The organism is Pseudomonas sp. GL93 (assembly GCF_003408955.1).
GTDB lineage: Bacteria > Pseudomonadota > Gammaproteobacteria > Pseudomonadales > Pseudomonadaceae > Aquipseudomonas > Aquipseudomonas paracarnis.
Map to the genome: position 1 here is coordinate 17,912 of NZ_NKRF01000048.1, position 11,727 is coordinate 29,638.

Here is an 11,727-nt window from a genome sequence, read left to right on the forward strand (position 1 = left end):
TCCTTCAGAACCTGTGGGTTTAATGGTGCGGGCTTATTTGAAGTCCACGTCGAAGGCTTGATAGAAGGCGTTGCCGGTGTTGGCGACGATCCACATCAATACGATCACATGCTGGCCCTTCTTGTTGGCCGGCAGTTTCACTTCATGATTGACCTTGGCCTTCAGTTCGCCGGCATGGCTGTAGTACGGCACTTGGGCATAGAAGTCTTCAGCGAACGGCTGGGTTTCCAGTTGTGCGCGGGTAATGCGCTGTTTCGAGTCCCAGCCATCCTTGGTGATCAGCCAGCGATAGCCACGGGTGGTGTGCGGCGCGGTGTATGCCCAGGTGACCTTGAAGGTCTGACCCGGCTCGACATTGAGCAACGGCCAAGTGAAAGCACGGCCAAGTTTCTTGGCCATTTCCTCGTGGGTGAAGTTGACGCAGTCACGGGCATCGGTCTTGCCACCGCTGAGGATGAAGCCGTCGGCTGGCGGGGTGACGCTGTCACTGTCGGTTTGATAAGGCGCCGGGAACGGACCGGCCGTCAGTGCGGGGAAGTTCTTGCCGCCTTCCATTTCATTGACCTGCCAGGTCTCCAGCAGGCCGAGATCCACGGCGACTGCGCCACGGCTGGCAGGGGATGTGACACGACCATGGCGAAGAGGTGTCTGGGTTTGTGGTTTGTTCATTTTGTAACTCCATTGATTTGATTAAGAACTCTCCTTTCTTGAAGGAGAGGACCTCAACCTAACGGAGTAGCTTTTTTTTACCACAGGCCCATTTTTCACTCATTTTCGGTTCGTGAGCGCGTCGCCCCGAAAACACTGGATATACAACCAGTAAAATGGAAAATCACCTACACTACCAGAGGTCGATTTCCTACAAGACCAGGCGCACATCAATACAGCTTCTCTGTAAATCGCTTGATCCCGTTCGTAAGGGATGGTTTCTGTGGACAAAAAGGGACTTAGCTAAAGCACCCTCACTGTAGGAGCGAGCTTGCTCGCGAAGAACGTAAAGATAATGTGCGCATCCAGAATAAACGCGGCGCCCAGGATTTTTTCGCGAGCAAGCTCGCTCCTACAGTGAGTGGGCCAGCGTTGAGGTAGACCCGTCCTACAGCACGCTGCACCACCTTGCTCCGTTGCCTACAGTTGCGTCAGAATCCGTCGGCTTGTGCGCTTGGATGGGCGTCTCTAAGGTGGCTCGGTCGCTGACAAATCAGTGATCGGGTTTAGTAGCCCGAGGTATCGCCCCCATTCACGAATTACGCATATGTATAAAGTCACGCCTACGATACAAACCTTGCGCTTGATCAGGCACAACCACCCTCCTCCTCGTTGTTCAGCGTTGCCGATGACGCCGGCAACGAAATACTCATCGCCAATACCTATGAAACCTTTTCCTCGGTTACCGCATTGTTGCTTGACCTGTCGGATGAGCTGACAGGTAAACAACAAGATGTAGCCCTCGGGATTCATCAGTTGAGTGAACTGGGAATGTTGTTGGTGGATCAATTGATGGAGCGGGAGGCTGCTGTGGCGGCTAGCTAACGTCAACACGCGGGAAGATCACTGAACCGTCTTTTGCGCCGGTCAAGCCCCCCGGGACTTGGCGGGCGCCCTTTTTCTTGGCAGAGTCTGGCGCACGACTCCCGGAAGCTGGAGCCACCCCTTCCACGCGCAGACGATCAATCAGCATCTGCGCATTCTCGGCACATGCCATGCCCTCGGGCTTACCTTCGATGCCCTTGATGACGTTCAGCAACTGAGCCTTGTTCTGAGCCAGCCGTTGTTGCAGGACCTCGATTTCCTCGACCTTGTGCTTGAGCCCGCTGAGCAGCGCGTCATGCTGCCAACCACCGGCACTTCTGGGCATTAACTGCCGGATTTCCTCCAGAGAAAAACCTGCCGCCTGAGCGCCTGTGATGATCTCCAACACCGCCTCGGTGCCGGGCGCATAGTCCCGATAGCCGTTGGATTTACGCTCAACCGATTGGATCAGGCCGCTCGCCTCGTAAAAGCGGATGCGTGAGGCCGCCAACCCGCTGATTTTTGCCAACTCGCCTATTCTCATGTCCCATCCATAAAAACCATTGACCTTAAAGTTGACTTTAAACCTAAAGTCATTGGGCGGCCAAGGCGGGTGACTGCCCCCCCTCCTCAAGTTTTTGGATTTTTCATCAATTCAAATAAATGCCCAGGCCAGCGCCATCGCGTGGTGGACCGATCGGGGGTGCCTGCAACGGTGTCTACCAGAGAGCGCGTCTTCAAAGGGTCGGTCGCGGCCCCCTCTATTATGCTGCGCGGCTCCCTGTCGTCGACTGAAGGCGCAACCGCCCGATGCGGTTTTCCGGTGGTCAGGTCCATGGTGTAACCCGCAGCTTTACCTTTTTCGGTGATAGTCCAGATGCCATCCGTGTTGATAAGCACGGGCTCTTCGAATGTGAGTGTTACCTCTTCAGCAACTGTGACCACCATATTGTCGTTGATACTTATCGGTGCGTAAGTCGCGAACTCCCTGCCCAACGAAGCTTGCGTGGCACCTGCACTGGAAAACTTCAGCACCATCTGCTCAAGGAATGCAATGCTGCCCATGTTGCTCAGCGCGCCGAAGTCCGGGTTCAGGACATGACGTAAAAAACCCTGTTCGAGGCGGGTAGAGTCAATGGCCGAGCCGTTCAGAATGCGTGACACCGTAGTTACATCATGCTCCTTGAAGTTGAACGTCACCCGACGGCCCTCCTGATTGTAGCCATTGTTACCGCTCAAGAGCTGGCGACCATTGTCGTGATGGCGGTAGTTGCCGAGGTCATAGGCCAGCATGTCGACATATGCCAAGTCGGCTCCTTGCTCCTGCGCATAGGCGTACATCTCTGACAACAGGCTGCGATCATCACGAGTCAGGAAGTCGTAACTGCTCTGGGCCATGTTGCTAAAGGTCAGGGTGCCTTCGGCTACCGCAGGTTCCTGCCCCAGGAAAATCCGAGAAATCATAAGCTCACGCCCGATGACGGAACCTGAAGAAGTACTGACCCGCAGTTCATTCAGGCGAACCTCCTGCCAGGCTGCGCGCCGTTCGTTGACGGTGAACGTACCGCTTTCGTCGCGAGCAATCAGCGTCAATTGATCGACCGAAAGGCCTCTGAAAGGGTTACTGGCCAAACCGTTGGCGAAGGCGGTGGCTTGCTTGGCGCGCTCAAGCAACTCCAGAACGTGAGTATCGGGAACCTCAGCATCATGCTGAGCCTTGTCAGCGAAGTATCGTTCGTCGCTGATCGCATCGAGCGGATTGGAGAGGTTGTTGCCTGGGTCTGCTTGACTAATGCGGGCGTCATGGTTGGCAACGTCACTTAGTTGCCTCCCCAGGATCGATAAGGTGTTATCAGCCTCGGCTTCAACAACGGCAGGCGCGCCGATAGGGTCTCGAAGAGGCAACACCGAGGCTGGGCTCAAGTCACGGACAGCAGTACTACCCAGGCGGTTATTGGCTAACGACGTATCAACGTTGATAGTTACCATAAATGGCCTCGCGATCAATTAACAACGCTTTTGAGCTGCAAGTGAGCCCCGCAGGCTGATCGAGAGCGGGGCTCGCAACTTAGTCCCTATACCGAACTGTCACCGTGTCGCTGCCAGCGGGATAACCCAATCGTGCACCGCCGCCCAAAACATGATGCTTGATGGTCAGGCCCGCACCTTGGCCGAAGGGCTGATCATTGAAGTCAGCCGACGTTCCGGAAGATCCAGGCCAAATCGGCACACACGTTCGCTGGGCGGTGTTATAGGGACGCGAATAGCACAGCTCAACGCTTTCCTTTATGTTTTCGGGGTATGAGGTCGTGCTCCAATCAATCCCTAGCAACTGTTTGGGAACGCCGAAGGAACCGGCTGGAAAATCGGTGGGGGACAAGCTAAAAATGGCCAGTCCAGTCCCGCCGATAGAAATGACGTTGATAACAGTGGGCGTGACCGTTTTACTGATCATTTTTTCCTCCGCATTAACTGCACCAGAGGGGTAAAAAGTCATTCCGATCAGCAAAAAAACTAAATAGCTACCGCCAGACAGGTCATACCTCGGCTTCGAACTAAGTGATGCACTTATAAGCGCCATAATCATCACCCTTTAATTAAAGGTCAGTGTCGACACATTCAGTAGGATTCACGCTCCAACACTGCATGATTTACAGCTTCAGGTAAGCCAGCTACTTCCTAAAAACGTGAAGTCCGCATCTGTAATACCAAGCAGTAGGACTCTGTCAGCCACTTCGTAGTCCCGCCTCCCCTCTACCTGAACCGGCCGTTTCAGGTCATGCTGCGCCCTCCCTTTCAAGGACGAAAAAAGCATGAAAGCCCGCCTCGCCGCTCTGCTGCTGATGTGCCTGACCGCTCCCGCATTCGCCAGCGACAACCCCGTCGGCTTCCAAACCACCACCCTGCCCGACACCCACAACAACCGCCCGTTGGAAATGGCTGTGTGGTACCCCGCCGCCACCACTGCCAAACCCAAGCTGATCGCCGACAATGGGGTGTTCATCGGCGTGCTGGCCGTTCCCGATGCCGCACCGACGCCCGGCAAGCATCCTTTAGTGGTGCTCTCCCACGGCTACGGTGGCAACTGGGGCAAGCAGGCGTGGCTGGCCAGTGCGCTGGCTCGGCAGGGTTATATCGTGGCGGCGGTCAACCACCCGGGCACTACCAGCCAGGATCGCAGCGCCGAGGCCGCTGCGCAGTTGTGGCAACGGCCCAGGGATTTGAGTCGGGCCATCGATGCGCTGCTGGCGCAGCCTGAGCCATTCGGTGCGGTGGATAGCGGCCGGATCGCGGTGGTGGGGCATTCCCTCGGAGGTTGGACGGTGATGGAGACGGCCGGTGCGCGTTTCGACCCGGCGCTGTTTGCCCGGGACTGCAGCGCCCATCCGACGCTGGTCGCGTGTACCGCCTACCGTGAGATGAACCCTGAAGGTACTCCAAACGGGAAGGCGCAATTGGCGGCGGACTTGAGCGACAAGCGCGTCAGCGCCGTGGTGTCTTTGGACCTGGGCCTGTCGCGTGGGTTTACCGATGCGAGCCTGGCGGCGCTGCCGGTGCGGGCGTTGGTGATAGCGGCCGGTGTGCCGTCAGCGGATTTGCCGGCGCAGATGGAATCGGCGGACATGGCCAAGCAGTTGCCAAAAGCCTCGACGCAGTACGTGCAGATCAGTGACGCCAATCACTTCAGCTTTATGTTGCAATGCAAACCGGGCGCGGCGGCGGTGCTCGACGCAGATGTGCCCGGCGACAGCATCATTTGTCAGGATGGTCCGGGCGCACGGCCACGACCTGTGATCCAGCAGCAGGTAATCACGTTGATCAGCCAGTTTTTGGCACGTTGATCAGGGTTTGATGTAGGAGCGAGCTTGCTCGCGAAAAACGTCAACGATAATGCGCGCGTCCAGATAAAACGTATCGCACTCAGGTTCTTCGCGAGCAAGCTCGCTCCTACAGAACAGCGGCTCATATAAGTATGAATACAAGCAAAGGCACCTTCGCCTATCAAGCGGTGTACCGCTACCTCATCGAGCTGATCGAGGCCTGCCCGGCTGACGGCGAACGCAAATTGCCGTCCCTGCGCCAACTGGCCCTGCGCCTGGGCGTGTCGGTGTCGACCACCAAGTACGCGTATGCATTGCTTGAGGAGCAAGGGCGGATCCAGGCCAGGCCCAAGCTCGGTTTTTTCATCGACCCGAACTCGGCTCCTGCCATCAACCCAAGCTCATCCTCCCTGCTCGACCAGGTATTCGCCAACGCGCGCCAACCCGGCATGCTGGCCCTGAGCAGCGATGCCCCGGCGATGCTGTTGTCGCTGGAGCAGCCTTTGTTGATGCTGGAGCGTGAACTGGCCCGGCAATATCCGCGCTCGTTGACGCCGCTGTACCTACCGTTTGGCGAGTCCGAGTTGCGCACAGCCTTGGCCGAACGCTATAGCCGATCTACTGACCATTACTGGCAAGCCGACCAGGTGTACATCGGCTCGGACCTGCACAGTGTATTGGAGGTCTCGCTCAATGCCCTGGACCTCGCGGGCACGCTCGCACTGGTGGAGTCACCGTGTTCGTGGGCGATTCTGCGGCAATTGCAGGCGGCGAAGATCCGTGTCATCGAGATGCCCCTCGGCGCAGATGGGCGTTTTGATCTGGACGCTCTGAACGCGCTGCTCAAGCGTGAGCCCATCCGCCTGGCGGTGCTGTCATCGACGGTGAATATGCCCCAGGGCGGTACGATGCCCGCGCAGGATAAGCAGCAGATCTGCCAGCGGTTGGCCGAGCGCGATATCTGGCTGTTCGAAAACGACACCTACGGCGAGCTGTATTTCGGCATGCAACCGACGCGTTATCGCGACTATGCCGACCCACACAGACTGCTGGTGTTTTCGACCTTCGACAAAATCATCGGCTCGGAAGCGCCCTACGGCTATGTGCTGTGTCGCGGGCATGCCTCAGCGTTGCAGCAGCTGTTCCTGGAGCGCAGCTTTCGCCTCTCGCCGATCCGTCAGAAAGCCATCGCCAGGCTGTTTGCGTCCAAGCGTATCGACACCCACCTGAAGGCGTTGCGGGCACGGTTGCTGGAGCGCATGACGCTGCTCAAAGCCCTGCTATTAACCCACGGCGATAGCCAGTGGCAGGTGGTCGAACCCCACGGTGGCGCTAGCTTCTGGCTCCAGGCCGCCCGCCCGGTGGAAATGCGCCAGGTGTTTGCGGACCTGCTCGGCCAACGCATCGTCATCGCGCCCGGCGAACTGTTCAGCCAACAAGGCGCCTGGCCACATCACCTGCGCCTGAGCTACACACTCGACTGGAGCAAGGACATTGCCGGGGCCGTCAAGCAACTGGCCCAGGCGCTGCGTCAAAGCCCGTAGCAATGCCGCGCTTCGGGGAACCGGCCATGGCGTACATCGTCGGCGTAACGCTCGCACGCATCGCGAATCACCGCCCCCACATCAGCGTATTGCTTGACGAAGCGCGGCATCGAGCCGCCGCCCAGGCCCAGCACATCCTCGGTGACCAACACCTGGCCGTCACACGCAGGCGATGCGCCAATGCCAATGGTAGGTTGGCTTGAGTCCAGGGTGATCTGCCGGGCCACGCCTTCGGCCACCCCTTCCAGCAGCAGGCTGAAGGCCCCCGCTTCCAGGTTGGCGCGGGCATCTGCGGCAATTACCGCAGCGGTTTCAGCGGTCAGACCCTGGGCCTTGAACCCGCCCATGACGTTGACGAATTGCGGCATCAGCCCCACGTGGGCCATCACCGGCACGCCTCGGGCAACCAGGAATTGCACGGTACCCGCCAGTGCCTGATTGGCTTCCAGCTTGACCGCATCGCAACCGGTGCGCGACAGCACCTGGGCACAATTGCGAAAAGCCTGCTCATACGACTCCTGGTAACTGCCAAACGGCATGTCGGCGATGACACAGGCCAAGTGCGTACTGTCGACCACCGCCCGGGTGTGGCCGATGATTTCTTCCAGCTGCATGCTCAGGGTCGAAGCCCGGCCATAGCCGACCATGGCGGTGGAGTCACCGACCAGGATGAAGTCGACAATCGGATCGATCAGCTTGGCCATAGCACTGGAGTACGCGGTAAGGGAGACGATTTTCTGCTGCCCCTTCATGGCGACCAGTTGAGGGACAGTCAGACGTTTGGTGCGGGTATGAATGCTCATCGGGGCGTTTTCCGTTTGCGCTGGATACTCGGCCCGATTATTGGCGAAACGAAGGATGATTCAATGCACAGATCAACGCTAAAAAGCGACCCAGGACCCGGTCATATTTGTTGAAACTGGTATCATCCGCGCCTTTCCCTCTCAGGCACCGCGACATGAACCGCCAGAAAAAACTCCAGCAGCTCTTCAAGGCCAAAGCCAAAAAAGCCAGTGCCAAGCTGGCGCCAAAAAGCAAAGACAGATACATCAGCAAGGCCGACCGTTTGAAGCTGGAAACCGAAGCCGGTCAGGACCCGGTTACGTCCCCCGAGACGCCTGCTGAGTAAGGCGCATGGCTGAAGGGGTGGCCGCTTCATATTTGCCCCAGATCCGCCGCAGATGCCGCGCCGAGCCAAAGCCTGCGCGCTCGGCGATGGCTTCAATGTCCAGGGCCGACTCAGCCAGCAGTTCACGGGCCACGGCCAGGCGCAGGCGGTGCAGGTAATCCAACGGGCTGATCTGTACGTGCTCCTGGAACAGGCGCGCCAAGTGCCGGCTGCTGGTGCAGGCCAGGCTTGCCATGCGGGTGAGTGTCCAGGCTTCGCAGGGGGCGGCGGCGATGGCGTCTTGCACGCGATGGACCGCCGGGTGCAGGTGATTGCGTCCGCTCACCCAAGGCGATAGCTGCGGGTCGCTGCCACTGCGGCGCAGATACACCACCATGTCCCGCGCCACCGCGCACGCCAAGCGTGGCCCGGTCAGCTCGGCGACCAGATGCAGCATCAGGTCGATACCGGCCGTGACACCGGCGCTGCAACTGACCGGGCCATCGGTGACGTACAGGCGGTTTTCCAGAACCCGGGCCTTGGGGGCGAGGGCCTGCAGGGTGGCACACAGAGAATGGTGCGTGGTGCATTGGCGCCCATCGAGCAGCCCGGCCCTGGCGGCACTCAACGCGCCGGCGCACACACACACCAGACGCTCGGCCGAGGGCGCGAAGACGTTTTGCAACCACTGGGTGAGCTGATGGCTGGCCGATTCGAAGGCCTTTTGGTGGGCTTTCGACACATTCATCGTGGAGCCCACCAATACCACCAGCGTACCGGGGGCCAGGGCCGGTGGCAGTGGCGCCAGCCCGGTCAGCGGCAAGCCGATGGAGGTGTGCAGCGTTGCCACCGGGCTGACGTACTGCAAGTCGAAATCCACCGCCGCCGGGTCATCGACCTGCGCGGCCAGGCGCAGCACTTCGGCAGGCCCGGCCAGGTCGAGCATCAGCACGTTTGGCAATAGCACGAACAGCACCGGTACGCTCACCGCTTCACTCCGCCAGTGCCTGGGCGACCGTCACGATGCGGGCGAAGCGGTCATCGAGGACCAACTCCGTGCGTTCGCGAATCTCGGCCGGCGTATAGACCCGGCCGCTACGCGCGTGGGTCATCGGGAAGGTCAGGGTCGCCTCGCTGACAAAATCCACCTTGAAGCCGCTGTCGGAAGCCTGCCGCGTGGTGGTCTCACAGCATTGCTCGGTGCGGATGCCGCTGATGATCAGCGTGGTGACGCCCATTTCCACCAGGCGCGCGGCCAGTGGCGTACCGGCCAAAGCACTGTGATAGCGCTTATGGATCACCAGTTGCGGATTGATCGACAGCTCGCTCAAGGCCCTGACGTTGCCCGACTGCATGGAGAAATGCCCCTGGTCTTCAACATGGAAGACTTGTACCACCGGGATGCCGCGTTGAACACAGCCGTCGATGAGCGCCTGCTGTTTTTCCAGATAGTCGGGTAGGTCATTTTCGGACCAGTAGGTTGAATGGCGGAAGGAATGTTGGGCGTCGATCACGATCAGGGCTTTATGGGTCATGGACAGTCCTTGTGGCTTGCATCAGTGGGTGAACGATGCACGCCATGGTAAGGACAGCCCATAGCGCACGACAGACGCAAGGCAGACTACTTCAGGACGGATTCGGACATGTCACCGGGCACGCCATGGCACAACGGCTGCCGGGTTCAAAGCCATGGGCATATTCATCCGCCAGGATCGTGTGCAGACGCGGATCAAGGTGAGGTGCAAAGCCCAGGCGCCGGTAGAACGGAGCATTCCAAGGTACATGCTTGAAAGTGGTCAGCGTCACCGCACGCAGGTGTTGGGCGTGGGCATGATCTATCGCCGTTTCCACCAATCTGCGCCCCCAGCCCTGGCCTTGCAGCGGCTGAGCCACTGACACTTCATGGATATGCAGGTCGTCGCCAAAGCGTTCTGCGCTGAGGAAGCCTTGAGGGCGATCGTGGTCATCAACCACCACCCAACAGGTCGATAGCGCGATCCACTGCCGATGGCACTCGACGCCGATCGGCGCGGCATCCGCCAGCCAAGCCAGCCCTTCGATTGCGCGAAACGCCTGGGCCGCGCACTGCTCGATGGCGGGCAACAAACCGGCATCTTGCGTGCGCGCCAGGCGAATGCGGGTGGACTGCTCAGCAACCACTCAAGGCCACCTGGGGCCGTTCGCCCGCAAAAAAGAAGGGCCGCAAGCGCCCGCCCACGCCGTTGCCGATAAAGGCCGCCACCAGCCACACCCAGCCATGCAGGCTGCCCGAGGCGATGCCACTGAAGTACGCGCCGATGTTGCAGCCATAGGCCAGGCGCGAACCATAGCCAAGCATCAGGCCGCCGATCACAGCCGCGATCAATGAGCGCAGCGGGATGTTCAGGCTGGGCGCGAAACGCCCGGCCAGGCCCGCAGCCAGCAGCGCGCCGAGGACAATGCCGCTGGTGATGTCTTCCCACACCGGTGCAGCCAGGGCCTTGGCATTGCCCGGCATCTGCCAGAATGCCCAGCTGGCGACGTCCACGCCCAGCCCGCTCGCCACCTTGGCGCCCCACAGCGCGAACGCCGAGGTAATGCCCCACGGCCGCCCGGCCAGGGCCAGGGTGGCGTAGTTGAGCAGCGCCAGGCCAATCGCGCCCCATACCAGCGGCCATGGCCCGCGCAGAAAGCGGCGCAGACCTTGGTGCTCGCTCTGCACGCCTTGTTCAAGCTGGCCGTGACGGCGCTTTTCCAGGCGCACGGTCACCATTGCAATCAGCGCGAACACCGCCAGGCTCAGGACCAATGCCGGCAGCACACCAAAACTTTTGACAATGGAAACCGCCGGGAACGACGGCAACGCAAACCACCAGTCGACGTGGTGGGTGGCGATCAACGAGCCACAGATAAAGAACAGCAGCGTCACCAACATCCGCGCATTCCCGCCGCCCACGGTGAACAAGGTGCCCGATGCACAGCCGCCGCCCAGTTGCATCCCGATCCCGAATATAAACGCCCCGAACACCACTGACACACCGGCCGGCGCCACCAGCCCGGCCACCGGCTGGCCGAACAAGGTGCCCGCGCCCAGCGCCGGAAAAAACAGCACCACCGCCACCGCCAGCATCACCATCTGCGCACGCAAGCCAGCGCCACGCCGATCATTGATAAACACGCGCCAGGCCGAGGTGAAACCGAAGGCCGCGTGATACAGCGTCAGACCCAGGGCGGCGCCGACCACCAGCAGCAACACCTGGCGCGCACCCACACTGTTTTGCAGGAACAGAGCGCCCGCCACCAGGAGGACAAAAGCGATCAGTGGCGCGACAGGCTTGCGCGCGGGCGACAGGGAAAGAGAGGTGCTCATGGTGATCTCGTTTGGTTGGAAGGAGGCAAGTATAGCCCTAGACGGAATTTGATCAGATGGCGGCATTGCCGAAAGGCTCATCGCCTGAACCACCGCTTTCGCAGCCTCGCTGAAGCTCGACAGCTCCCACAGGGGATCGGCGGTGTATGTGAAATACCGCTTTGCAGGACCATCGCGCCAAGCACAACTCTCGACAGCAACACCGCCCAAATGTGGGAGCTGTCGAGCCCCAGCGAGGCTGCGATGACGGCGGCACAGGCAACCTCTTCATCGCCTGAACCACCGCTATCGCAGCCTCGCTTAAGCTCGACAGCTCCCACAGGGGATCGGCGGTGTATGTGGAATACCGCTTTGCAGGACCATCGCGACAAGCACAACTCTCGACAGCAACAC

At 59.9% G+C, this 11,727-nt stretch carries 12 protein-coding genes and 1 pseudogene; 4 read left to right on the plus strand and 9 right to left on the minus strand.

Going from position 1 to position 11,727, the window contains the following annotated elements:
- Positions 1–33 precede the first annotated feature (33 nt).
- Positions 34–669 carry a lytic polysaccharide monooxygenase auxiliary activity family 9 protein gene (locus CER19_RS07790; RefSeq protein ID WP_116666002.1) on the minus strand — a complete coding sequence of 212 codons (636 nt, stop codon included), beginning with the start codon at positions 667–669 and terminating at the stop codon, positions 34–36.
- Positions 670–1,255: 586 nt separating this feature from the next.
- Between CER19_RS07790 and CER19_RS07795 the strand changes: the two are divergent.
- A pseudogene (locus CER19_RS07795) lies at positions 1,256–1,533 on the plus strand (DUF6124 family protein).
- Here the strand turns inward: CER19_RS07795 and CER19_RS07800 are convergent.
- The 3 genes from CER19_RS07800 to CER19_RS07810 form a co-directional block, all read right to left on the minus strand.
- A complete protein-coding gene (locus tag CER19_RS07800) occupies positions 1,526–2,056 on the minus strand; it encodes a MerR family transcriptional regulator (protein WP_116666004.1) in 531 nt (176 codons plus the stop codon). The pseudogene CER19_RS07795 and the gene CER19_RS07800 sit on opposite strands and share 8 nt — an antisense overlap.
- An 86-nt stretch (positions 2,057–2,142) precedes the next feature.
- Entirely contained in the window at positions 2,143–3,501 is a 1,359-nt protein-coding gene (locus CER19_RS07805; protein WP_116666005.1) for a hypothetical protein, read from the minus strand.
- A gap of 79 nt (positions 3,502–3,580) precedes the next feature.
- On the minus strand, positions 3,581–4,093 hold the full coding sequence (locus CER19_RS07810; protein ID WP_133298319.1) for a hypothetical protein: 513 nt from the start codon (positions 4,091–4,093) through the stop codon (positions 3,581–3,583).
- Positions 4,094–4,325: 232 nt separating this feature from the next.
- Here CER19_RS07810 and CER19_RS07815 point away from each other — a divergent pair, with 232 nt between their 5' ends.
- Positions 4,326–5,354 carry an alpha/beta fold hydrolase gene (locus tag CER19_RS07815; RefSeq protein WP_116666007.1) on the plus strand — a complete coding sequence of 343 codons (1,029 nt, stop codon included), beginning with the start codon at positions 4,326–4,328 and terminating at the stop codon, positions 5,352–5,354.
- 131 nt (positions 5,355–5,485) lie between these two features.
- Positions 5,486–6,877: a PLP-dependent aminotransferase family protein gene (locus tag CER19_RS07820; RefSeq protein ID WP_116666008.1), complete on the plus strand. Its 1,392-nt coding sequence runs from the start codon at positions 5,486–5,488 to the stop codon at positions 6,875–6,877.
- Here the strand turns inward: CER19_RS07820 and panB are convergent.
- On the minus strand, positions 6,865–7,680 hold the full coding sequence (gene panB / locus CER19_RS07825; protein WP_116666009.1) for a 3-methyl-2-oxobutanoate hydroxymethyltransferase: 816 nt from the start codon (positions 7,678–7,680) through the stop codon (positions 6,865–6,867). The two genes, CER19_RS07820 and panB, sit on opposite strands and share 13 nt — an antisense overlap.
- 155 nt (positions 7,681–7,835) lie before the next feature.
- Here panB and CER19_RS07830 point away from each other — a divergent pair, with 155 nt between their 5' ends.
- The gene (locus CER19_RS07830) at positions 7,836–8,006 is read left to right on the plus strand and encodes a DUF2986 domain-containing protein (protein WP_073526986.1); all 171 of its coding nucleotides are present in this window, start codon (positions 7,836–7,838) and stop codon (positions 8,004–8,006) included.
- On the opposite strand, the gene CER19_RS07835 is transcribed toward CER19_RS07830, so the two are convergent.
- The 4 genes from CER19_RS07835 to CER19_RS07850 form a co-directional block, all read right to left on the minus strand.
- Positions 7,978–8,973 (minus strand): GlxA family transcriptional regulator, encoded by a 996-nt coding sequence (locus tag CER19_RS07835; protein ID WP_116666010.1) that lies wholly within the window; start codon positions 8,971–8,973, stop codon positions 7,978–7,980. The genes CER19_RS07830 and CER19_RS07835 overlap by 29 nt on opposite strands.
- A 4-nt stretch (positions 8,974–8,977) precedes the next feature.
- Positions 8,978–9,520: a cysteine hydrolase family protein gene (locus CER19_RS07840; protein WP_116666011.1), complete on the minus strand. Its 543-nt coding sequence runs from the start codon at positions 9,518–9,520 to the stop codon at positions 8,978–8,980.
- 91 nt (positions 9,521–9,611) lie between these two features.
- Positions 9,612–10,145, minus strand: coding sequence for a GNAT family N-acetyltransferase (locus CER19_RS07845; protein WP_116666012.1), 534 nt, complete (start codon positions 10,143–10,145; stop codon positions 9,612–9,614).
- Positions 10,135–11,334, minus strand: a complete 1,200-nt coding sequence (locus CER19_RS07850; protein ID WP_116666013.1) for a YeeE/YedE family protein — start codon at positions 11,332–11,334, stop codon at positions 10,135–10,137. The genes CER19_RS07845 and CER19_RS07850 overlap by 11 nt, the downstream gene beginning before the upstream one ends.
- Between the last annotated feature and the right edge of the window lie 393 nt (positions 11,335–11,727).

What these genes read in the sequence shown, in the direction of transcription:
- CER19_RS07790 (WP_116666002.1), bottom strand. Translation starts at nt 669, where the DNA reads ATGAACAAACCACAAACCCAGACACCTCTTCGCCATGGTCGTGTCACA.
- CER19_RS07800 (WP_116666004.1), bottom strand. Translation starts at nt 2,056, where the DNA reads ATGAGAATAGGCGAGTTGGCAAAAATCAGCGGGTTGGCGGCCTCACGC.
- CER19_RS07805 (WP_116666005.1), bottom strand. Translation starts at nt 3,501, where the DNA reads ATGGTAACTATCAACGTTGATACGTCGTTAGCCAATAACCGCCTGGGT.
- CER19_RS07810 (WP_133298319.1), bottom strand. Translation starts at nt 4,093, where the DNA reads ATGGCGCTTATAAGTGCATCACTTAGTTCGAAGCCGAGGTATGACCTG.
- CER19_RS07815 (WP_116666007.1), top strand. Translation starts at nt 4,326, where the DNA reads ATGAAAGCCCGCCTCGCCGCTCTGCTGCTGATGTGCCTGACCGCTCCC.
- CER19_RS07820 (WP_116666008.1), top strand. Translation starts at nt 5,486, where the DNA reads ATGAATACAAGCAAAGGCACCTTCGCCTATCAAGCGGTGTACCGCTAC.
- panB (WP_116666009.1), bottom strand. Translation starts at nt 7,680, where the DNA reads ATGAGCATTCATACCCGCACCAAACGTCTGACTGTCCCTCAACTGGTC.
- CER19_RS07830 (WP_073526986.1), top strand. Translation starts at nt 7,836, where the DNA reads ATGAACCGCCAGAAAAAACTCCAGCAGCTCTTCAAGGCCAAAGCCAAA.
- CER19_RS07840 (WP_116666011.1), bottom strand. Translation starts at nt 9,520, where the DNA reads ATGACCCATAAAGCCCTGATCGTGATCGACGCCCAACATTCCTTCCGC.
- CER19_RS07850 (WP_116666013.1), bottom strand. Translation starts at nt 11,334, where the DNA reads ATGAGCACCTCTCTTTCCCTGTCGCCCGCGCGCAAGCCTGTCGCGCCA.